This window comes from Streptomyces caeni (assembly GCF_042678285.1).
In the GTDB taxonomy this organism is placed as follows: Bacteria; Actinomycetota; Actinomycetes; order Streptomycetales; family Streptomycetaceae; genus Streptomyces; species Streptomyces caeni.
On sequence record NZ_JBHUDX010000138.1, the window covers coordinates 3,723 to 24,771 of the forward strand.

Annotated in this window: 15 protein-coding genes and 4 pseudogenes; 7 read left to right on the forward strand and 12 right to left on the reverse strand. The window is 72.0% G+C overall.

The window, feature by feature from the left end:
* Positions 1-216: 216 nt before the first annotated feature.
* Positions 217-1,647, forward strand: a complete 1,431-nt coding sequence (locus ACFSL4_RS35840; protein WP_381092142.1) for a PP2C family protein-serine/threonine phosphatase — start codon at positions 217-219, stop codon at positions 1,645-1,647.
* Positions 1,648-1,726: 79 nt separating this feature from the next.
* Here ACFSL4_RS35840 and ACFSL4_RS35845 read toward each other — a convergent pair whose 3' ends face one another.
* Positions 1,727-3,226, reverse strand: a complete 1,500-nt coding sequence (locus ACFSL4_RS35845) for a DNA-binding protein NsdB (protein ID WP_381092144.1) — start codon at positions 3,224-3,226, stop codon at positions 1,727-1,729.
* A gap of 234 nt (positions 3,227-3,460) precedes the next feature.
* Here ACFSL4_RS35845 and ACFSL4_RS35850 point away from each other — a divergent pair, with 234 nt between their 5' ends.
* Both ACFSL4_RS35850 and ACFSL4_RS35855 read left to right on the forward strand, forming a co-directional pair.
* Entirely contained in the window at positions 3,461-4,603 is a 1,143-nt protein-coding gene (locus ACFSL4_RS35850) for an aminoglycoside phosphotransferase family protein (RefSeq protein ID WP_381092146.1), read from the forward strand.
* 286 nt (positions 4,604-4,889) lie between these two features.
* Positions 4,890-6,863 carry an N-acetylmuramoyl-L-alanine amidase gene (locus ACFSL4_RS35855; RefSeq protein WP_381092148.1) on the forward strand — a complete coding sequence of 658 codons (1,974 nt, stop codon included), beginning with the start codon at positions 4,890-4,892 and terminating at the stop codon, positions 6,861-6,863.
* A gap of 48 nt (positions 6,864-6,911) precedes the next feature.
* On the opposite strand, the gene ACFSL4_RS35860 is transcribed toward ACFSL4_RS35855, so the two are convergent.
* The 7 genes from ACFSL4_RS35860 to ACFSL4_RS35890 form a co-directional block, all read right to left on the reverse strand.
* Positions 6,912-7,409, reverse strand: coding sequence for a hypothetical protein (locus ACFSL4_RS35860; protein WP_381092150.1), 498 nt, complete (start codon positions 7,407-7,409; stop codon positions 6,912-6,914).
* 170 nt (positions 7,410-7,579) lie between these two features.
* Positions 7,580-8,482: a universal stress protein gene (locus ACFSL4_RS35865; RefSeq protein WP_381092152.1), complete on the reverse strand. Its 903-nt coding sequence runs from the start codon at positions 8,480-8,482 to the stop codon at positions 7,580-7,582.
* Between the two features lie 135 nt (positions 8,483-8,617).
* A complete protein-coding gene (locus tag ACFSL4_RS35870; RefSeq protein WP_381092154.1) occupies positions 8,618-8,860 on the reverse strand; it encodes a DUF397 domain-containing protein in 243 nt (80 codons plus the stop codon).
* Positions 8,861-8,943: 83 nt separating this feature from the next.
* Positions 8,944-10,110, reverse strand: coding sequence for a thiolase domain-containing protein (locus ACFSL4_RS35875; RefSeq protein WP_381092156.1), 1,167 nt, complete (start codon positions 10,108-10,110; stop codon positions 8,944-8,946).
* A complete protein-coding gene (locus ACFSL4_RS35880) occupies positions 10,107-11,177 on the reverse strand; it encodes a thiolase domain-containing protein (RefSeq protein ID WP_381092158.1) in 1,071 nt (356 codons plus the stop codon). Before ACFSL4_RS35880 ends, ACFSL4_RS35875 begins: the two co-directional genes overlap by 4 nt.
* Entirely contained in the window at positions 11,174-12,133 is a 960-nt protein-coding gene (locus tag ACFSL4_RS35885; RefSeq protein ID WP_381092160.1) for a Zn-ribbon domain-containing OB-fold protein, read from the reverse strand. The genes ACFSL4_RS35880 and ACFSL4_RS35885 overlap by 4 nt, the downstream gene beginning before the upstream one ends.
* A 50-nt stretch (positions 12,134-12,183) precedes the next feature.
* Entirely contained in the window at positions 12,184-12,984 is an 801-nt protein-coding gene (locus tag ACFSL4_RS35890) for a crotonase/enoyl-CoA hydratase family protein (RefSeq protein ID WP_381092162.1), read from the reverse strand.
* Between the two features lie 182 nt (positions 12,985-13,166).
* Between ACFSL4_RS35890 and ACFSL4_RS35895 the strand changes: the two genes are divergently transcribed.
* Positions 13,167-14,786 (forward strand): acyl-CoA synthetase, encoded by a 1,620-nt coding sequence (locus ACFSL4_RS35895; RefSeq protein ID WP_381092164.1) that lies wholly within the window; start codon positions 13,167-13,169, stop codon positions 14,784-14,786.
* Positions 14,787-14,894: 108 nt separating this feature from the next.
* Here ACFSL4_RS35895 and ACFSL4_RS37650 read toward each other — a convergent pair.
* A pseudogene (locus ACFSL4_RS37650) lies at positions 14,895-15,339 on the reverse strand (hypothetical protein); the annotation flags it as partial.
* Positions 15,340-15,341: 2 nt separating this feature from the next.
* Here ACFSL4_RS37650 and ACFSL4_RS37655 point away from each other — a divergent pair.
* Positions 15,342-15,893, forward strand: a pseudogene (locus ACFSL4_RS37655) (IS5 family transposase); the annotation flags it as partial.
* A gap of 25 nt (positions 15,894-15,918) precedes the next feature.
* Here the strand turns inward: ACFSL4_RS37655 and ACFSL4_RS35905 are convergent.
* Positions 15,919-16,278 (reverse strand): annotated as a pseudogene (locus ACFSL4_RS35905) (MFS transporter); the annotation flags it as partial.
* An 89-nt stretch (positions 16,279-16,367) separates the two neighbouring features.
* Between ACFSL4_RS35905 and ACFSL4_RS35910 the strand changes: the two are divergent.
* Positions 16,368-17,346: pseudogene (locus ACFSL4_RS35910) on the forward strand (winged helix-turn-helix domain-containing protein).
* Positions 17,347-17,423: 77 nt separating this feature from the next.
* On the opposite strand, the gene ACFSL4_RS35915 reads toward ACFSL4_RS35910, so the two are convergent.
* Positions 17,424-18,161, reverse strand: a complete 738-nt coding sequence (locus ACFSL4_RS35915; RefSeq protein ID WP_381092168.1) for a dienelactone hydrolase family protein — start codon at positions 18,159-18,161, stop codon at positions 17,424-17,426.
* Positions 18,162-18,501: 340 nt separating this feature from the next.
* Here ACFSL4_RS35915 and ACFSL4_RS35920 point away from each other — a divergent pair, with 340 nt between their 5' ends.
* The gene (locus ACFSL4_RS35920; RefSeq protein ID WP_381092170.1) at positions 18,502-19,032 is read left to right on the forward strand and encodes a hypothetical protein; all 531 of its coding nucleotides are present in this window, start codon (positions 18,502-18,504) and stop codon (positions 19,030-19,032) included.
* A gap of 150 nt (positions 19,033-19,182) precedes the next feature.
* Here the strand turns inward: ACFSL4_RS35920 and ACFSL4_RS35925 are convergent, their stop codons facing one another.
* Positions 19,183-20,232 carry a GAF domain-containing protein gene (locus tag ACFSL4_RS35925; protein WP_381092172.1) on the reverse strand — a complete coding sequence of 350 codons (1,050 nt, stop codon included), beginning with the start codon at positions 20,230-20,232 and terminating at the stop codon, positions 19,183-19,185.
* Positions 20,233-21,049 lie beyond the last annotated feature (817 nt).

Consider the following 21,049-nt stretch of genomic DNA (forward strand, 5'->3'; position numbering starts at 1 on the left):
GCCGCCGCCGTCCGGGGGCCGCGGCCGCCGGCGTCCGCCGGTGCCCGCGGCCGGGCGTATTCGCCCCGGACGTGACACCCGAGGCCTGTGGCATATGCCAAAAGCATCACCGTATCGTGTGTTGCCAAATCCCTTACAGAGCGTCGCGGGCTGTGCGACAGTCGTCATGGTCCTTCCGTCAGCCGTGGTCGAACCGTCCCCGCATCGGAGTGCGTCATGCCGCCCCCTCTCTCTGCGGACCGCCCCGCCGCCCACCCGCCCCAGCGCGGTACGGTCGACGCACTCATCTCGCAGACCCGGCGGCTGCGCGGCGATGTCGACGCCGTACGACGGGGGGCACCCGAGGACGGCGGGGACCCCGAGAGCCGGTGGCAGCGTGCGCTGTGCGATCTGGCACTGCATCAGCTCGACGATCTGGACGAGCACTTGGCCCAGCTCCGCGACGGCCCGCCGCCCGCGGCCGCCGGAGCGGCCGGCTCGGACCCGGCCGTTTCTCCCTCACCCCGGCCCGGCTCGCTGCTCAGCCGGGTCGGCAGCGCGGAGTGGAACCTGCTGACCGACGAGGCGACCTGGTCGGCGGAGCTGTACCAGATCCTCGGCCGTGCCCCCTCGGCCCCCGCGCTCACTCTCGACGAGCTGCCCGCGCTCGTCCACGACGAGGACCGGCCGCTGCTGGCGGCCATGGTCACGGACTGTCTGATCGAGGGCAGGCCCATCGACGGGGAGTTCCGGATCCTGCGCCCCGACACCGAGGTGCGCACCGTGCACATGATGGGCGAGCCCGTGCTCGGCGCCGACGGCAGCACCGCCTCGATGTGGGCCGTGCTGCGGGACGTCAGCGAGCTGCGTCGCTGCCGGCGGACCGTGCGTGAGACCCATGACTCGCTGCGGGACCACCGGCACCACGCGTGGACAGGGCACCGGCTCGCGGTCGAGCCGCAGGAGGCCGTGCTGCCGCCGTGGCACGGCCCCCTGCGGCTCCGGCTCCCGCGACGGGCCCCCGGGACACCGGACGTGGCTGCCTGTCGGCTGCCGGCGACCACGAGCGCGCCCAGCGGCGGCGACTGGTACGACGCCTTCGAACCGCCCGACGGGGCCATGTTGTTCGGCGTCGGCGACCTCGCCGGCCACGGCTCCGCCGTGGCGTCCGGCGTGGCGACGGTCATCGGTGCCCTGCGCGGCATGGCCGTGGCGGGCACCGAGCCGGGCCGGCTGATGGGCTGGCTCAACCAGCTTTCCGACGCCCCGCTCCAGCCGTCCCCGGGCACCGCCCTCTGCTGCCGCTACCGCCCCGGCACGCGCACCCTCAGCTGGGCGCAGGCAGGACACCCCGCCCCACTGCTGTTCCGCGGCGGGACGGGGTGCGTACTGGAGCAACCGGAGGGCGTGGCGCTCGCAGCCACCCCGCACGCCGTCTACGGCCAGGCCGAAGAGACCCTCGCGGAAGGCGATCTGCTGCTCCTCCACACCGGCGGGCTCCCCCCACGGCGCGACGGCACGACGGCCGTCCAGCGGCTGCTCGGACTGGCCCCGCGCCTTTGCGCGGCCCGCACGGCCGAGGACTGCGTACGGACCGTCGAGGAGGAGTTCGGCACGAGCCGACGCGAGGAGAGCGCCTGCTTACTCGTCGTCAGGATCATGTCCTGACGAGGATCGTCCGCCGACGCACTTCGTCCACTGACGCGCTTCGTTTCCGAAGGGCTTGGGATGCCCGCGCAGATCCCCCTCACGTCTGGGCGGTGTTGCCGCCCCTGGGCTTCGACGGGCCCTTGGGAAGCGCCAGTTTGATCTCCTCGCGCAGATCCTGGATCTTCGGGAAGCCCGAGTACTGCGCGGTGAGCCGGTACATCTCACGCAGCCGGTCCCAGGTGCGGTGGGAGGAGTTCACCCCCATCGACGTCAGGGCCAGACGCGCGTACCGGTCGGCCTGTTCCGGATCGTCGGCGATGAAGCACGCGGACGCGAGGGAGATGTGGTCGAAGATCTTCGACCTGTCCCGGCCCGTGCCCCGCAACTCCAGCGCCTCCTTGGCGTGCAGTTGCGCGATGACCGCCGCGCTCGGCTCGTGCTCGGCGAGGGTCCGGTAGGCCAGGGCCTGCATGCCGTGCAGATCCGCCTCGTCGAACATCTGCATCCAACTCGGCGGCGGCACGTCCGACTTGTCGGAGACGAACAGGTCCTCCGCCTCGCCGAGGGTGCGCCGCATGGCCTGCCCTTTGCCCATCGACGCCTGCGCCCACGCCTCGATGGTGCAGAGCATGGCCCGGGTCCGCGGCAGGACCTGGTCGCCGGAACCGGACTTGGCGAGCTGCATCAGGTCGAGCGCGTCGTCGGGCCGGCCGAGGTGGACCATCTGACGGGCCGCCCGCGACAACGCCTCCCCGGCGCGGGGGCGGTCCCCGCCCTCCCGGGCCGCGTGGGCGGCGATGACGAAGTACTTCTGCGCCGTGGGTTCCAGGCCGACGTCGTGCGACATCCAGCCGGCGAGGACGGCGAGGTTGGCGGCGACACCCCACAGCCGCCGCTGCAGATGGTCGGGGTGCCGGTAGGCGAGCATTCCTCCCACTTCGTTGAGCTGTCCCACGACAGCCTTGCGCTGCAGCCCGCCGCCGCGGGCCGCGTCCCAGGCCCGGAACACCTCGACCGAGCGCTCCAGTTCCTCGATCTCCTGCGACCCGATGGGAGCGGCCTCATAGCGGTCGAACCCGGCGGGGTCGGCGTGCAGGGGATCGTCGAGGCGGGGGGCGTCGGCCGCGAGGGCCGGATCGGTGTGCAGCCAGTCGTGCATGGCGCTGCTGAGTGCGGATCCTGCGGCGAGCGCGGCGCCCGCGCCCACCAAGCCGCGTCGGTTGAGCATGAGGTCCATTCCCGTGAATTCGGTGAGGACCGCAGCTGTCCGCTCGGGCGCCCACGGCACTCCGTCGGGGTGCTCCGCATTCCCCTCGTCACGCCGTCTCCCCGCGCGCCCGTGCCGGACCAGACCGAGGTCCTCGATGGTCACGACACGGCCGAGTCGCTCGGTGAACAGCGCCGCCAGCACCCGCGGCACCGGATCGCGCGGGATCTCTCCCATGTCGATCCAACGCCGCACCCGCGAGGTGTCGGTCGCCAGCTGAGGGTGGCCCATGGCCGCCGCCTGCCGGTTGACCATCCTCGCGAGTTCGCCCTTCGACCAGCCGGCCAGGCCGAACAGGTCCGCCAGGCGGGTGTTGGGTTGTCCGCTCACATCAAGCCCCCAGGTTCTCGGCTGAGTTGACAGTAGCCCTCCGTCAGTTACTCCGGGACTATTCGCCAGGGTTCGCCAGGGTGCGCCAGATGGTGTGCCACCGGGCATCGGGTGTCGGGTAGGAACGCGCCACCCCGACCCGGCCGCCCCCACGCGCATTCCCCAGGGTGCACCGGCGGCGGCCGGGACGGGCGGCGCGGAATTCGCAGGCACACGAAGGGATCTGTCTCACCCATGTACACAGCATCGTCCTCCGTGTCCGCCCCGCCTCGGCCGCTGCGCCCCCGCCCGGGTGCCGGCAGCCCCTGTCTCGACCCCGCGCGACCACCGTCCGGCGTGCTGGACGCCGGCAGGAACCGGCGCGTTCCGGGGGTCAGTACGGCCCAACCGCTCAGCGGGAGAATCGACTTGTCCGGCGCACAGGGCGCTCAGCTGCGCACGGCGATCGCTTCGGTGCACCGCATCTGCCCGGAGTTCACGCCGGTGCAGGTGCTGCGTCGCAGCGGGCGATCCGTGATCCTCGTCGGCACGACGGGGCGCAGCACGGCGGTCGCCAAGTGCTTACTGGACCGCTCCCCCGTCTGGTCCGAGCGTGTCCGTCACGAAATAGCGGCCTACCGGTCGTTCGTCCGGCACCGGCCGCCGGTGCGGGTGCCCCGGCTGATCGCCGCGGACCCGGACAACGGCACGCTGGTGATCGAGCGGATGCCGGGTCGGGTGGCGGCGCTGCAGCGGCATCCGGTGGAGGCACCGCCGCGCGCGGACATCCGGGCGGCGCTGGGCGCGGTCTGCCGGCTGAACGCGTGGCGTCCCCCGGCGGGGACGTTCGACGCAGCGCTGGACTACGCGGAGCGGATCGCGCGCTTCCACGATCTGGGGCTGCTCACGGACAGGGACATGGGCGATCTGCAGAAGCTGTTGCACGGCATCGCGCAGGCGGCGGGCCGCCAGGGCATGGGCCAGTTCTGCCACGGTGACGCCCTGCTGTCGAACATCCTGCTCTCACCGGCGGGTCCGGTCCTGGTGGACTGGGAGCACGCGGGCTGGTACCTGCCCGGGTACGACCTGGCCACCCTGTGGGCGGTCCTCGGCGACGCGCCCGCGGCCCGGCGTCAGATCAGCCAGATCGCGCAGTCGGCGGGGCCGGCCTCGCGCGACGCCTTCCTGGTGAACCTGATGCTGGTCCTCACCCGCGAGATCCGCGCCTACGAGACGGCCGTTCAGCGTTCCCTTCAGGACCCGGCCCCGACGGCTGCGGGGGCGGCCCACCCCGGTGCCGCGCCGTCCGGCGAGGAGCAGCGCCTGCTGCTGAGGCGGCTGCACGACGACTGCCAGCTGGCCCGGCGGGCCGTTCGGGCGGCGGTCGGCACACGGTGACGGGGGCAGCGGCCCGCGGTGCGCTCGCGACAGCGGGGCGCCGCGGGCCCTCTTCGTGCCGGAAGGCTCCACCGCCCCGCGGGGACGCCCCTGCCCCCGTCATTGGTCGACACCACTGATGCCCCGCAGGCCGCCTCACCGCCGCGCGGAAACTCCTCGCAACCGCTGCCGACATGGGAAATCACCTGCTCCTGGGCATGATTGACGGATCGTCGGCGAGCCGGTACCACTGACGCACGTCCGGCCCCGCGCGCTCCAGATCACGCGACCGCCCCAGGAGGCTGCATTGCGAGGATCCGCCACCGACCCCCACGCCCCCGCCGGGCGCAGACGCATCGCCGCAGCCGCGGGGGCCGTAGCCTCGGCCGCGCTGTTGCTGTCCCTGCTCGGCGCCGCCCCGGCCCCCGCCCAGGACCCCTCGACGGCCCTGCAGAGCGCGTTCGCGGCCGCGGCCGCCCGGTACCACGTGCCGCAGAGCGTGCTGCTCGGCGTCTCCTATCTGCAGTCCCGCTGGGACGCGCACGAGGGCGCGCCGAGCGTCTCGGGCGGCTACGGCCCGATGCACCTCACGGATGCCCGCACCGCCCTCACCGGGGCGGCCCGCCCCGACGGCCCTCCCGAGGACGCTCGCGGCGACCAGGCCCGCCCCCCGCTGCTGCCCACCCCGAAGGTGCCGGCGGCCGCGGAGCTGCCGGCCCGGCTGAAGACCCTGCCCGAAGCCGCGGCGCTGACCGGCATCCCGGCCGAGCGGCTGCGCACCGATCCGGCCGACAACATCGCGGGCGGTGCCGCCCTGCTCGCCGCCGCGCAACGGCATCTCGGCCGACCGCTGAGCGGCGACCCGGCCGACTGGTACGGGGCGGTCGCGGAGTTCTCCCGCGCGGACGACAGCGGGACGGCGGCCGCGTACGCCGACGACGTCTTCGCGGTCATGCGCCAGGGCGAGCGGCGCACCACGGACACCGGGCAGCGGGTGACGCTGGCCGCAGACCGGGACCTCGCGCCCGACCCGGCGCAGCTGCGGCGGGCCGGGTTGCGCGCGGCCCGCTCCGACGGCACCGAGTGCCCGCGCAGCGTGTCCTGCGAGTGGATCCCCGCGCCCTACGAGGAGTTCGGCGAGGGCGACTACGGCAACCACGACCTGGGGGACCGTCCCGCGTCGCAGGGCATCAAGTACATCGTCATCCATGACACCGAGGGCCGGTGGGACGGCGTCCTCAACCTGGTCCAGGACCCCACCTATGTGTCCTGGAACTACACGCTGCGCTCCACGGACGGGCACATCGCCCAGCATGTGAAGGCCAAGGACGTGGCCTGGCACGCGGGCAACTGGTACATCAACGCCACGTCGATCGGCCTGGAGCACGAGGGCTTCCTCACCTCGCCGGACGCCTGGTACACGGAGGCGATGTACCGCTCGTCGGCCCGGCTGGTGGCGTACCTCGCGGCGAAGTACGGCATTCCGCTGGACCGCCAGCACATCCTGGGCCACGAGAACGTCCCGGGCCCGGTCTCCTCATCGATCCCGGGCATGCACACGGACCCGGGCCCCTACTGGGACTGGCGGCACTACTTCGAGCTGCTCGGCCACCCGTTGCGCGCCACGGCCGGTGCCCGGGGCGGCCTGGTGACGATCCTGCCGGACTACTCCGCGAACCAGCCGGAGTACACGGGTTGCACGACGTCGGGCGAAGCGTGTGCGGCGCACGGCTCCGGCGAAGTGCGCCTGTACAGCGCGCCGAGCGAGTCCTCCCCGCTGATCAAGGACATCGGTCTGCGTCCGGGCGGGGGCGACTCGACGATGGATGTGAACGACGTGGGCTCGCGCGTGTCCACCGGCCAGCGGTACGCGGTCGCCGGACGTGACGGGGACTGGACGGCGATCTGGTACCTGGGGCAGAAGGCGTGGTTCAGGAACCCGAAGGGGCAGCCGACCGCGGTGAACGCGTCCGGGCTCGTGGTGACGCCCGAGGCCGGCCTCGCGGACGTGCCGGTGTACGGCCGCGCGTACCCGGAGAAGGAGGCGTACCCGCAGGGAGTGCCCGCGCAGTCGGTGTCACCGCTGCCGTACAGGCTCCCGGCGGGCCAGAAGTACGTCGTCGGCGGCGCGGTGCCCGGCGAGTACTACTACGCGGTCACCTTCACCACGGACTCGCACAAGGTCGTGGTGGGCAAGGACCTGTACTACGAGATCCAGTTCGGCCACCGGGTGGCGTTCGTGCGGGCGGCGGACGTGCAGGTGGTGCCGTCGGCGTCGTAGAACGCCGCGGGGCCGGGACCGAGGGGAGGGTCCCGGCCCCCGGCCGCGTCAGCCCTGCTGGAACAGCTCTGCGGGCAGCGGCTTGAGCAGCGCGTACAGGTCGTCGGTGATCGGGCGGTCCCAGGCGGCGATGGTCACCAGGACGTTGTCGCTGCGATCGAACTGAACGCAGGAGATGCGGCTCTCGGAGAGCTTGAGGCGGCGCACGATCAGGAGGTTGTCGCCCTGCATCACCGGGATGTCCTCGGACCCGACGACGGTGACCTCCTCGTCGTTCTCCAGCGCGAGGAGGAGCTGGGCCACCTCGAAGGGGATCTCGCCCGCGGCGACGTCACGGGCCGGAGAGCCCTCCGGCAGATTGCCGATGATCATCGCGGGGCCGCGGCCGCCGAACAGGTCGTAGCGCAGGAAGACGCCCTGGCAGCTGCCGTCGGCGGCGGGCAGCAGACCGGCACCGAGATTGCCCGGCCAGTCCCCCGGGTCCATGGCCAGTACGTCGAAGTCGGGCCCGGCGGGGGTGGCGCTGCGGCGGCGGAGGAAGGACATGCCGCAATGGTACGTGCCGCGGCGTACCACAGGGCCCTGAGCCCGCCCGCGTGGCAGCGGTCCGCGGGGGAACCGGCGGCCGTCCGCCGGGCCGCCCCCGGGCCGTCCGCGACGGGGCCGGGGACCGCCCGGCACCTGGCCTGCGGCCGGACCGTGCGGCGGCCGGACCGTCAACCGTCGGTGTCGCGGGAGCCGGCCGTCGGCGGGATCACCGCGACCGGGCTCGCCGCGTGCAGCAGCACGGCCTGGGTCACCGAGCCCATCATGCGGGCGGGGGCGAGGAACCGCCGCCGGTGGCGGCCCACGGCGACCAGTTCCGCGTCCTTGGAGGCCGCGACGAGATGTCCGGCCGCGTCGCCCGGCAGGAGCGAGAGATCGGCTCGGACGCCCGGGTGCCTCTCGCGGTGGGGGGCGAGGAAACCCTCGGCGAGGGTCCGTGTCTCGTCCTCCAGGGCGTCCTGGTCGACGGGCACGGGGACGAGCGGGCCCGGTGCCGCCCAGGACTGCACCGGCCAGGGATACGCGGTGATCGCCTGGAGCCGGGCATCACGGCGCGCCGCCTCCCCGAAGGCGAAGGCCAGGACGGCCTCGGTGGGGCCGTCGACGTGCAGGCCGACGACGACGCGCGGGCCCGGCGGGACGGGCCGCCCCTCGGGCACCTCCCGTCCCGGGCGGGGCACCACGACCACCGGGCAGGCGGCGTCGCGTGCGGTCGCCATGCCGATGGAGCCCAGCAGCAGGCCGGTGAACCCTCCGCGGCCGCGCGAGCCGAGCACCACGAGCTGGGCGGTGGCGCCCAGTTCCGGCAGGAGGGCGGCCGGGGCACCCTGCGGGGCCGCGTACTCCAGGGCCGGCAGGCCGCTGCGGCCCCGCAGATGCTCCCGGACCTGGTCGAGCACCGGGTCAGGCGGTCCGGCGACGGGGCCGTCGGGGCGCGCCCAGGGCGCGTGGTGCTCCACATGCACCACGCGCAGCGGGGCCTCGCGCAGCCGTGCCGCCGTCAGCGCCCAGTCCAGGGCCCGCAGGCTGTCGTCCGATCCGTCGACGGCCGCGATGACCGGCAGGGTGCTCATGGAATCCTCGCCTCCGTCACGCTGCGCTGATCGTTCCGGGGCCAGCCTGACGCAGACGGCGGCCCCGGGACGCGTTCCATCGCCGCGTGTCCGGAAATTCCGGGGAGGCGGGAACCCGGCCCGCCGGACGAGGGTTCAGGTCAGATCGAACTCCCCGTCCCGCGCCCCCGAGACGAACGCGCCCCACTCCGCGGGCGTGAAGATCAGGGAAGGGCTCTCGGGGCGGCCGCTGTTGCGCATCGCGATGAAGCCTTCGACGAAGGCGATCTGGACATCTCCGAGCCCTCGGCTGCTGGAGCGCCAGTCGGCGTTGCTCAGATCCAGCTCCGGCTTGTCCCAGCCCGCGAGCGGCTGCCACTGGGTGGTGCTCTCGGCCACGTCCGTGCTCCTCCCGACTCGTCGTCCGCGGCCAGCCTAGCGATCGCGCTCCGCCGCCGACAGGCCACGCGAGGGGGATGCCCTCAAGAGGCGGGCGGCCGGTCGCCCACCAGCCACATCGAGAAGAACTGCGACCCTCCGCCGTAGGCGTGCCCGAGTACCCGTCGGGCCCCGTCCACCTGGTGTTCCCCGGCCTGACCGCGCACCTGCAGGGCGGCCTCGGCGAAGCGGATCATGCCGGAGGCGCCGATCGGATTCGTGGAGAGCACCCCGCCGGACATGTTGACGGGAAGGTCCCCGTCGAGTCCGGTCACACCGGACTCGGTGAGCTTCCAGCCCTCGCCCTCCTCGGCGAAGCCGAGGTTCTCCAGCCACATGGGCTCGTACCAGGAGAACGGCACGTACATCTCCACCGCGTCGATGTCCCGGCGCGGGTCGGCGATCCCCGCCTGCCGGTAGACGTCGGCGGCGCAGTCCTTGCCGGCCTGTGGCGACACGAAGTCCTTGCCGGCGAACAGGGTCGGCTCGCTGCGCATCGCGCCGCCGAGCATCCACGCGGGCGGCCGGGGCGAACGGGCCGCCCCCGCCCTGTCGGTGAGCACCATGGCGCACGCGCCGTCGGAGGACGGGCAGGTCTCCGAGTAACGGATCGGGTCCCACAGCATGGGGGAGGACTGCACCTTCTCCAGGGTGATGTCGTGCTCGTGGAGGTGCGCGTAGGGGTTCTTCAGCGCGTTGCGCCGGTCCTTGTACGCGACGAGGGAGCCGACGGTGTCGGGAGCGCCGCTGCGCCGCATGTACGCGCGCACGTGCGGCGCGAAGAAGCCCCCGGCCCCGGCGAGCAGCGGCTGCTGGAAGGGGATCGGCAGCGACAGGCCCCACATGGCGTTGGACTCGGACTGTTTCTCGTACGCGAGGGTCAGCACGGTGCCGTGGACGCGGGCGGCCACCAGATTGGCCGCGACGAGCGCGGTGGAGCCGCCGACCGAACCGGCCGTGTGCACCCTGAGCACGGGTTTGCCGACGGCACCGAGCGCGTCGGCGAGGTACAGCTCCGGCATCATGACGCCCTCGAAGAAGTCGGGGGCCTTGCCGATGACCACGGCGTCGATGTCGGCCCACGTCAGCTCGGCGTCGTCCAGGGCCCGCGCGGCGGCCTCCCGGACCAGCCCCGCCATGGACACGTCCCGGCGCGCCGCCACGTGCTTGGTCTGGCCGATCCCGGTGACGGCCACGGGCTCCTTGCTCATCGCGGGTCTCCTTCGAGGACGGCGACCAGGTTCTGCTGCAGACAGGGACCGGATGTGGCGTGGGCGAGCGCGCGGTCGGACTCGCCGCGGTGGATGCGGGCGGCGGCCTCACCGATGCGGATCAGTCCGGCGGCCATGACCGGGTTGGCGGCGAGGGCTCCCCCGGAGGGGTTGACCGCGACGCTGTCGCCGAGTCGCAGCGCCCTGCGGAGGATCACCTCCTGCGCGGTGAACGGCGCGTGCAACTCCGCCGTGTCTACGGGCCGTTCGAAAGCACCGGCGTTCTCGGCGGCCCGGCGTGCGGACGGCGAGTCCGTCAGGTCGCGCACCCCGAGCCCGTGCGCCTCGATGCGGTGGTCGACGCCGCGGATCCAGGCGGGCCGGTCGCACAGCTCACGGGCCCGCTCCCCCGCCGCGAGGATCACGGCGGCGGCCCCGTCGCCGATCGGGGGGCAGTCGCCGCGGCGCAGCGGCCGGACGACGTACTCGCCCTGCGGTACGGAACCCTTCAGTTGCGCGTGCGGGTTGGCGGTCGCGGCCCTGCGGCTGCGCGCGGCGACGGCCGCCAGCGCCGGCTCGTCGGTCCCGCCCGCGTCCATGAGGGCCTGCGCCTGGAGTGCGGCGAGCGCCACGGAGTCCGGCCACAGCGGCGCCATGTAGTAGGGGTCCAGCTGCCGGCTCAGGACGTCCCGCACGGATCCGGGCGACGACTTGCCGTACGCGTACACCAGCGCCGTGTCGGCGTCCCCGGTGAGCAGCTTCGTCCACGCCTCGTACAGCGCCCACGCGCCGTCCATCTCGACGTGCGACTCGGAGATCGGCGGCCAGGCGCCCACCCCGTCGAGGGCGAGGGTGAAGGAGAAGGCGCGGCCGGCGAGGTAGTCGCTGGACCCGGAGCAGGTGAATCCGATGTCGCCGGTCTTCAGGCCGGTCCGCTCCAGGACGTCGTGCAGGACCGGCATGAGCATCTCGACTTCGGAGAGTTCGTCGCTGGTGCGGCGGTGGTCGGTCTGCGCGAAGGCGACGACGGCGATCTCTCGGGGCCCCGGGGCTTCTTCGCGCGTCACAGCAGCTCCTTATAAGTGTCGTAGTCGGCGTCCGGCTCGCCGGTGGGCCGGTAGTGGTCGGGGTAGCGGGCGCCGGGTGTCCACACCGGTTCGACGCGCAGGCCCATGCGCACCCGGTCGTAGGGGATGCCGCCGATGCGACCGTGCAGGGCGAGGTCGGCGCCGTCGAGGGCGATGTGCGCGTAGACGTAGGGCACCTCGATGCCGAGGTTCTTCGCCTTGATGTTGACGATGCAGTAGGTCGTCACCGTGCCGCGCGGACCCACCTCGGTCTGTTCCGTCGTGGCCACGCCGCAGGTGGGGCAGGCGCCCCGGGGCGGGACGTACACCTTGCGGCAGGACGGGCAGCGTTCGCCGACGGTGCGCCGCTCGGCGAGGGCGTCGATGTAGGCGGACTGGGCGCGGCCCGGCGTGTAGGTGTAGTCGAGGCGGGCGGACGCCACGATGCCGTTCACCGGGTCCTCGAACTCGCCGCTGTGCACGGCCGGTCCGGCCGGCTCTCCGGGCTCGTCCGGTGCGCCGTCGTACGGTTCGAAGCAGGCGATGTCCGTGATGGCGCCGGAGCGCTGCCCGGCCCATCGGATGCGGACGCGCATGCCGGTGCGGACGGCGTCGGGGCCTGGGACGTCCAGGGCGTGCAGGAGGGCGGTGTCGGCACCGTCCAGGCGGACCAGCACCCAGGCGAAGGGGGTGCCGAGGGGCTGGCCGCGGCGCGGCTCGTGGTTCCAGGCCCAGGTGGCGACCGTGCCGGTGGGGGCGACCTCGACGAGGTCGCGCAGCTCGGCGGCGGTGACGGGGTCGTACTCGGCCGGCGGGACGAGCGTGCGGCCGTCACCGGTGCGTGCGCCGAGGACGACGCGTTCCCGCAGGCCGGTGAGGAAGGCGCGTTGCACGGGGCCCAGGGAGCGGGTGAAGGGGAACTCGACGACGAGGGGGGCTTTGAGGACTTCGGGCATCCCGGATGACTCCTTCGGAGGTCGGGCGCGCGTACTGCTCCCGCGCGGGGTCAGGCGCGCTTGTAGACGGGCCGGCGTTTCTCCGCGAAGGCACGGGCGCCCTCCTTGGCGTCCGCGGTGTCGAAGATCGGCCAGCCGCGCTTGAGTTCGGCGGCGAGCCCGTCGCTCTCCGTCATCTCGGCGGTCTCGTACACGGACGCCTTGACGGCCTCGACGGCGAGCGGCCCGCAGGCGTTGATCTGCTCGGCGATCTCCAGGGCCTTGGCGAGGGCGCTGCCGTCGGGCACGACATGGCCGACGAGTCCGACGCCGGCGGCCTCGCGCGCCGAGTACGGGCGCCCCGTGAGCAGCATCTCCAGGGCGTGGGTACGCGGGATCTGCCGCTGGAGGCGGACCGTCGAGCCGCCGATCGGGAACAGTCCGCGCCGGACCTCGAAGAGGCCGAAGGTCGCGGACTCGGCCGCGACCCGGATGTCGGTGCCCTGGAGGATCTCGGTGCCGCCCGCCACGCAGGGGCCCTCGACGGCCGCGATCACCGGTTTGCGCGGGCGGTGGTGGCGCAGCATCGCCTTCCAGTGCAGGTCCGGGTCCGCCGTGAGGCGTTCGCGGTACCGCTGCCCCTCCATGCCCGTGCCCGCCAGGGCCTTGAGGTCCATTCCGGCGCAGAAGGAGCCGCCGGCTCCGGTGAGGACGATCGAGCGGACCGCGTCGTCCGCGTCGGCCTCGGTCCAGCCGTCGTACAGCCCCACCAGCATCGGCAGCGAGAGCGCGTTCCTGGCCTCGGGTCTGTTGAGTGTGAGTACCAGTGTGGCGCCTTCCCGCTGCACGGTGAGGTGTTCGGTCCCGCCCATCGCTTCCTCCCGTCTCCGGAACGAGAACAGGTTGCAGGAGGCGTGGAGCCAGGACAAGAGGTTTCTGACACCCAGTCAGATTTCTTCGCCGAGACCCTTCACAGTTGCGTCGGGCTTTGCTCTGATGACCGGCACCCGACGGACGCGTTTCGTCGCCGAGCGATGCGGGGTCAGGAGGAGCGGTGGAATACAACCTTGCCGACCTGTTCGAGTCGGTCGTCGACGCGGTCCCGGACCGCGAGGCGCTCGTGTACGTCGACCATCCCGGCACGGGCGCGGAGCGCCGTCTGACCTATGCGGAGCTGGACGCGGCCGCCAACCGCATCGGACACCATCTGCTCGACGCCGGCGTACGGCCCGGCGAGCACCTGGGGCTGCACCTCTACAACGGGGTCGAGTACCTGCAGACGGTGCTGGGCTGCCTGAAGGCCCGGATCGTCCCCGTCAACGTGAACTACCGGTACGTCGAGGAAGAACTGGCCTACCTCTACCGGGACGCCGATCTGGTGGCACTGGTCTTCGACGCGGAGTTCACCGACCGGGTGGCCGCGGTCCTGCCCCGGGCGGGGAAGCTGCGGCACGTGGTGCGGGTGCGCACTCCCGCGCCGGACGCCGCCGCGCTGCCCGCCGTGGACTTCACCGAGGCCGAGGCCGCGGGGTCGCCCGGGCGCGGATTCCCGGCCCGTTCGGCGGACGACCGGTTCATCATCTACACGGGCGGCACGACCGGGATGCCGAAAGGTGTCGTGTGGCGCCAGGAGGACCTGTTCTTCGCCGGGCTCGGCGGCGGCGCCCCGACCGGGGAGCCGGTCGGGAAACCCGAGGAGCTGGCGGAGCGGGTCGCGGCCGGAGGGGAGGGCATCACGTTCTTCCCCACTCCCCCGCTGATGCACGGCACCTCCACGCTCACGGCGTTCATCGGCTTCAACTTCGGCCAGCGGGTCGTGCTCCACCGCAAGTTCGCCCCGGAGGCAGTGCTGCGCACCGTCGAGAAGGAGAAGGTCACCAGCATGGCGCTGGTGGGCGACGCGATGCTCCGGCCGCTGATCGACGCGCTGAACGGGCCGATGAAGGGGACGGACTGCTCGTCCCTGTTCAGCGTGTCGTCGTCCGGGGCGACCATGTCGGAGACCGTGCGCGCACAGTTCAAGGCGCTCGTCCCCCACACCATGCTGCTGGACAACTTCGGCTCGTCGGAGTCGGGCTTCAACGGCACCGCGACCGCCGACTCGGGCCCGGACAGGGGCTTCCGCATCCGCGTCAACTCCCGCACCCGGGTAGTGGATCCGGTCACCCACGAGCCCGTCGCGGTCGGCGAGCCCGGACGCGTCGCCCAGCGCGGGCACGTGCCCCTCGGCTACTACAACGACCCGGGGAAGACCGCCGAGACGTTCTTCCAGCGCAACGGCGAGCGGTGGGTGCTGCTCGGCGACATGGCGACGGTCGACGAGGAGGGCGTCGTCACGGTCCTGGGCCGCGGCTCGCAGTGCATCAACACCGGCGGCGAGAAGGTGTACCCGGAGGAGGTCGAGCAGGCCCTCAAGTCGCATCCGGACGTGTACGACGCCCTGGTCGCCGGGGTGCCCGACGCGACGTGGGGCAACCATGTGGCGGCCGTGGTACAGCTGCGCGAGGGCGCGGCACGGCCGTCCCTGGAGGACATCCAGACCCACTGCCGGGCGCGTCTGGCGGGCTACAAGATCCCTCGCCAGCTGGTCGTCACGGACAGCATCCGGCGTTCGCCCAGCGGCAAGGCGGACTACCGCTGGGCCAAGGAGGTGGCGGTGGCGGCGGACCGCTGACGGAGCACTCAGAACTCCTAACACAATGAGCTATCGGGAATGACTGTCTGTCAGGGAGGCGTGGGGGTTGGGTGTGTGACGGTTCGCGGCCGACACGACCTGCGACGGTTACCGCGCAGGAGACCTACACGCATGCTGTTCGGTGCCGTTCTCTGGTCCCGTTGAGCAGTTCGGGACAAAAACCGGGGAGGAAGGTGGGTGCAAGGTGAGAATCCAGCCGGCGGTAAGCGCCGCCGCGCCGCCTGCCAGGGCGATTGCTCCGCCTGTTCCGATGCCTGCGGCCACCGCGCCGAAGCAGGCCGGCCCGACGCCCTGCAGCGTCATGCTGCCGGAGCCGAGCAGACCGAAGGCGGCCCTGGCCATCCTGCGGTAGGGCGTCCAGGAACGGCCGTTGCAGGCCGAGACCGTAGGCGAATCCGAAGCCGCAGAGCGGCAGCAGACAAGACGAGACGCCCACTCCGGGCTCGGCAGCGAAGCCGATCAGCGGCAGTCCCATCAGCGCAGTCAAAGGGACTACCAGTCGCTCCCGGGTGGGGGGCCGTAGCAATCGGCCCCCAGCATGCGGCTGGTGCCCGCAAAAAAGGGGATCTGGGGCCGCCAGGTGGTGTGTTCACCGAGCCCGACGACCACGGGCTCGGACGCTCCCGGGGCGGGCTGACCACCAAGCTCCATCTGGCGGTCGAGCAGGCCCAGAAACCGATGTCGCTGGTCATCACCGCCGGGCAGCGCGGTGACTCCCCGCAGTTCCAGGTGGTCCTGGGCCGTATCCGGGTGCCCCGGCTCGGGCCGGGCCGCCCGCGCACCCGGCCGGACAGGGTTCGTGCCGACAAGGCATACGGCTGCCGCGCGAACCGTGCCTACCTGCGCCGGCGCGGTATCCGCTGCACGATCCCGGAGAAGCGTGACCAGATCGCCAACCACAAGAAGCGTGGTTCCCGCGGTGGCCGGCCACCGCACTTCGACGCAGCCGACTACAAAGAGCGCCACGCGGTGGAGTGCGGCATCAATCGTCTCAAGCGCCACCGCGCCGTGGCGACGAGGTACGACAAGCTCGCCGTCCGCTATGAGGCGACCGTGCTGGTCGCGGCCATCAACGAATGGCTGTGACCAGCACTTTAAAAACACGCCCTGGCGCCACGGCCCCGAGGCTTGCCGCGATGGGCATCCGCACCAGGGCGAGCAGCAGGGCGGCGGCGCACGTCAAGGCGTAGCCGCCGGTGATGAGCGCGCGGGCCGGCAGCCGGTGGGCCAGTGAGCCCAGCAGCAGCGAGCCGAACAGCTGCGGGATGAAGCCGATACCGAAGGCCAGTGCGCTCAGCAGCGGGGAGCCGGTGGCCGAGAAGACCAGAACCGAGAACGTGGTGATCCGCAGCGCGTCCGCAGTGATCGCGACGGTGCGGGTTGAGAAGAGCAGCCGGAATCGCGGCTCGGCCAGCACCTCCCGGTAGGTGGCACGGTGGTTGCCCTGCGCGGGCTCGGCGGTCGGGGTCATAACGCCCAGCCTCGCCATGCGCCCACACCACTCACCAATGATTTGTCGCTGGACGAATCGGAACAGGCGTCCCTCGGTAGCACGGCGCGGTGCTCCGCTTCGAAGTCTCCGTCGAGGACCTGCTGCGCAGCCGCTTCGCACTGTCGCCCGCGATGGACCTCTGCTTCCTGCTGCGCTCGCTCGCGCGAAGGCAGGCCGCTGCCGCGAGCCTGGGCCACCCGGCTCCTGCCGGCCTTTGAACGGCTTCGCCGCGAGAGCGAACTGAACGCCGCCCTCGCCCTGCACAGCCCGCAATCCGGACCGAACTTCGTCGCCCCGCCCCCGCGCGGCCTCAACCAGACCTGGGCAGACGACCTCGCCATGATCCGGGCCACACCACTGGAAGCGGCCCGCCACGAAATCGCCACCAACGCGACCGGCCCGTCCGCCTGTGATCCCCGCGTACGCGCAGTGCTGGACTCCACGGACGCCGTCTCCAGGATCGCCGAGGCGATGGACCAGGCCTGGCACGAGCTGCTCGCCACGGACTGGCCGCAACTGCGCGCTATCTGTAGGCGCGACGTCGTGCACCGGGTGGGTGTGATCGGCGAACACGGCTGGGTCACGACCGTCGAGAGCCTGCACCCGAGCATCGCCTGGCAAGCCGGCGGTATCGAGATCGGCCACTTCCCTCAAGTCGGAACAGTCCGCCTCGCCGGCGACGGGCTCCTGCTGATCCCTTCGGTATTCATCGCGAATATCGCCGCGCACCTGGAAGACCCCTGGCCCAGGACCTTGATCTATCATGCCCGCGGCACCGCCGCCCTGTGGGGCGAACAGGAGAGCGTCCCCAGACCGGATGCCCTGACCGCTCTCGTCGGCCGGGCCCGAGCCCGGCTGCTGTTGGCGCTGGACGCCCCGGCCAGTACCAGCCACCTCGCCCGAAGCCTCGCCATGGCACCCGGCGCGGTAGGAGACCACCTCGCCATCCTGCGAGGCGCGGGACTGCTCGTCCGCGCCCGGTCCGGACGGTCCGTGCTCTACCGCCGCACCCCGCTCGGCGAGGCACTGGTCGCCGGTTCGGGCTGAGGGCTGTGCGGACTTGAGGGGAGGCGACTGTCAGTGCACGACGCGGACCAGGCCTGGCGCCAGGCCGTTTGCCTGGGTCATGCACCCAGATCCTCCGTCACGGGCAGGCACTCGGCGAGCAGGTCGACGACGTCGCGCCAGGCTCGCTGCGCGTGCTGTGGGTGGTAGCCGACACCGGGGACCGTGGGGTGGTCGACCGGCGGGTGGTGGAAGGCGTGCAAGGCGCCGCCGTAGACCGCGAGGCGCCAATCGACGCCTGCGGCCTGCATCTCAGCGGTGAACGCGTTCCGTTGTGCGGGCGGCATGATCGGGTCTTCCGACCCGACGCCGGCCCACACCGGGCAGCGAATGCGCGCTGCCTCGCCCGGTCGGCCCGTGGTCAGTGCGTTGACTGTCCCGATCGCGCGCAGGTTGACGCCGTCGCGCCCGAGTTCCAGCCCGACGGCGCCTCCGGTGCCGTAGCCGATGGCGGCGATCCGGTCGGGGTCGGCCCGCGATTCGGTGCGCAACACGTCGAGTGCCGCATGGCCGATGCCCCGCATCCGGTCGGGATCGGCGAGCAGCGGCATGCAACGGGCCAGCATCTCCTTGGGGTCGCCCAAATAGCGCCCGCCGTGAAGGTCGAAGGCCAGCGCTACGTATCCCAGCTCGGCGAGAGCATTGGCCCGGCGGCGCTCGACGTCGCTGAGTCCCATGCCCTCTGGTCCGAGCAGCACCGCGGGCCGGCGGTCGACACCGGCCGGGAGCGCGAGGTGCCCGATCATCGTCAAACCGTCCGCCGGGTACTCGACCGTACGCGTCGCAATCGCCGTCATGAGACTGGACTGTAGTGATCGTCGAGCCCGGCCCGGCCGGTGTTCTGCCGCTGGCAGAACAGCGCGCGTGTCCCTCTGAAATGCGGGGGCCGAGCCCTCAGGGCTTCAAGATCATTTCGTTGCCCCTTTGGCGCGTACCTCGGTCACACCCCAACCCGTCGGCTACTACGCCAGCGGGCGCCACGTCCCCTTGCGGTTCCCCGCGATTCCACCCCGAGAATCCGCGAACCCGTCGGCTTGGCGGTGGGAGGAGGTCGGCCAGGCCCGGCACGCCAGCTGGCACGACGTCGCCAATTAAATCAAGACGGCCGCGCTGTTCGGCGGGCTCAGCCTCATCGTGGTGATGCTGGACGCCGCCGGCGACATCACCTCCGCCACACTCAAGGGGTTGTCCGGCGTCCCGGCCACCAGCGCCATCGCCATCGCCAGCGCCAGCGACGGCAGCGGCCTGTGGGGCACGGTCGACCACCCCGTCCGCGTGTTCCTCGCCGACCAGGCCGCCCACCTCGCCGTCGCCCCCGCCGCCCTGTACGCGTTCTGGCAACTGACCGGGCTGCTCGGACTGGTCGGCGGGTTCTTCGGCAGCGCCGGCGCCCGCATCGCCTGGGCGCTGTTCGGCATCGGCAGCCTCGCCATGATCTGGTCCACCGCCTCGGCCGGGGGCCGCGCCGCCGCCACCGGGCTCGCCGCCCTCATGTGGGCCCTGGCCAGCATGTTCGCCCTGCGCGGCCTGACGCTTCGGCCCGTCGTCCACAACCACCCGCCGCAGTACCAGTTCAACCCCGCGCTCCACCTGCACGCCACGATCCCCGCCCCGACCCCGGCGGGCGACGACCTCGGTCCCGACAACGTCCCCCCGCTCCAGCGCTGACCAGCGCCGCCCCCGTCCCGCACCACCACCGAGCACCGAGCACCGAGCACCGAAGGGAACCTGATGAAGCCGCAGATGGAGGAGACCGAGTTCTGGGTCGGCACCGCAGGGGGAGAACGGTCCGGTCCCACGCGGCGGGGCGCCCTTGGGTCAGTGCGGGTATCCGCCGCCGTCCATCCGCCGTCCCGGCATCCCGCCCGGCAGTCCACCCGCGCCCAGCCGCTCGAACCGCTCCTGGACGTTGGCCGCGAACGCCTGCCGCTCGGATCCGGGGTAAGGCTGTCCGTTGCTGTTCATCGCCACGGTGAGCACCCCGCTGATCGGCGCGCCGGGCGACGTCCGCACCGGTGTGCACAGGAAGGCGAAGTCCTGCGGCGAGGGGTTGTCGTACGTGGCGACCGACGCCCGTGACAGCGTGATGGGCTGCCCGGTGTGGAAGGCGTCGTCCATCGCGTTGAAGACGCCCATGGACTCCAGGCCCGGCAGCACGAGGCGGCCCGGACTGAACTGCGGCACCATGCCGAAGGCGGCTCCCTGCTTGCCGTTGGCGTAGCGCAGCAGATGGTCGGGGCCCTCGGTGAGCATGATGGGGAAGGGCGCGCCGTCGAAGACGGCGAACAGCTCCTGCTGCTGGGCCAGCAGGCTGTCGCGCAGCTTGAAGTCGGACAGCAGCGTCTCGGAGAGTTCCTGCATGCCCTGCCGCAGGGTGCGGTCCCAGGCACGGGGCTTGAAGTCGGCGACGCACACGGTGCCCAGGGCCATGCCCGTGTTGTCGCGCAGCGGCGTACCGAGGTAGGAGCGCACGCCGAGGTCGTTGACGAGGGGGTTCCCCTTGAAGCGCGGGTAGTCGAAGACGTCGTCCAGGGCCAGCTGGGATCCCTGGGCCACCACATGGGGGCAGAAGCCGTAGTCGCCGGGGGCCTCCCGGGTGAGGTTGCTCAGGTCGAAGGGGATACCGCCGCCGTCGGGGTTCACCTGGTCGTCGGGGGAGGCCGTGGGCACATACATGCCACGGAACATCTGCCGCTCGTCGTTGATGAAGTTGACCATGGCCAACGGTGACTGGGTGAAGCCGGCCGCGAGTCGTGCGACACGGTCGAAGGTCGCCTCTGCCTCGACGGTATTGAGACCGAGAACCTGCAGTCGCAGCTTCCGCTGCTCGCCCGCGAGCCGGGCCTGGTCAGATGAGAGGGCATCCATGAAACCCGATGAAATCAGAATCCCCGGCTCCGTGGATCGCCCCTCCGGGTATTTTCCGTATCACTTGCCCCAGCACCAACACCCTCCGCACCCAAGGCAGTTGGCCTCCATCTTCCATACTCCCGTTGCGCCCGGCGGCCTCACGCAAAGGCCCAATCCCGGATTCTGTCCAAATATTTCCAGGTTTCAACCTGCGGCGATCACTTCTCGCCATTCCTCGGGGGGCGAGCAAGCGGAAACGATTTCGCGTACGACAATCATCCGGCGGGCTGGTTTTCGACGTCGGCGCGTTCAACCCGGCACCGCGTCCGATGATCGAACTTTGGTTCGAACACCTTATGGTGGGGGTGGGTGGGACCCGTCGTGCCGATGTGGCTCCAGAGTAATGAGTTTGTGCGATGCACCTGCGAGAGAGGGCACAGCGGGGTGGGGCAAGTACGGTTCGAGCTGCGGGCTTCCCGCCGCGGGCCGAAGCGGCGGGGCCGTTTCAGCCAGGGCGCCGTACACGGTTTCGCGCCAAAATCCACGCCGCTCCCGACCGCCTGGTGCCGCTGCGCGGGCGAGGGCCCGCCGACCGGGGCAGGAGACTCGTCCGTCTGACGGATGAACCCGGCACGACGGTGTCCGGGCTCATGGCGAACCGTCCCCTTCCGCCCGGGAACCGGGGCCCGGCGGTACGTCGGCGCGGCGGAGGCCATGCGGCGGCCGAGGCGCGCCCTCGGTAATGCCGTGCTGCCGCAACCCCCTCACCAGGTCGTGCGGCAAGGTCAACTGCGCCATCTCGTACCGACAGTGGCAAAGCATCGAAGGAGTTGAC

What these genes read in the sequence shown, in the direction of transcription:
- ACFSL4_RS35925 (WP_381092172.1), bottom strand. Translation starts at nt 20,232, where the DNA reads ATGGATGCCCTCTCATCTGACCAGGCCCGGCTCGCGGGCGAGCAGCGG.
- ACFSL4_RS35865 (WP_381092152.1), bottom strand. Translation starts at nt 8,482, where the DNA reads ATGAGCACCCTGCCGGTCATCGCGGCCGTCGACGGATCGGACGACAGC.
- ACFSL4_RS35885 (WP_381092160.1), bottom strand. Translation starts at nt 12,133, where the DNA reads ATGCCCGAAGTCCTCAAAGCCCCCCTCGTCGTCGAGTTCCCCTTCACC.
- ACFSL4_RS35850 (WP_381092146.1), top strand. Translation starts at nt 3,461, where the DNA reads ATGTACACAGCATCGTCCTCCGTGTCCGCCCCGCCTCGGCCGCTGCGC.
- ACFSL4_RS35840 (WP_381092142.1), top strand. Translation starts at nt 217, where the DNA reads ATGCCGCCCCCTCTCTCTGCGGACCGCCCCGCCGCCCACCCGCCCCAG.
- ACFSL4_RS35860 (WP_381092150.1), bottom strand. Translation starts at nt 7,409, where the DNA reads ATGTCCTTCCTCCGCCGCCGCAGCGCCACCCCCGCCGGGCCCGACTTC.
- ACFSL4_RS35890 (WP_381092162.1), bottom strand. Translation starts at nt 12,984, where the DNA reads ATGGGCGGGACCGAACACCTCACCGTGCAGCGGGAAGGCGCCACACTG.
- ACFSL4_RS35915 (WP_381092168.1), bottom strand. Translation starts at nt 18,161, where the DNA reads ATGACGGCGATTGCGACGCGTACGGTCGAGTACCCGGCGGACGGTTTG.
- ACFSL4_RS35875 (WP_381092156.1), bottom strand. Translation starts at nt 10,110, where the DNA reads ATGAGCAAGGAGCCCGTGGCCGTCACCGGGATCGGCCAGACCAAGCAC.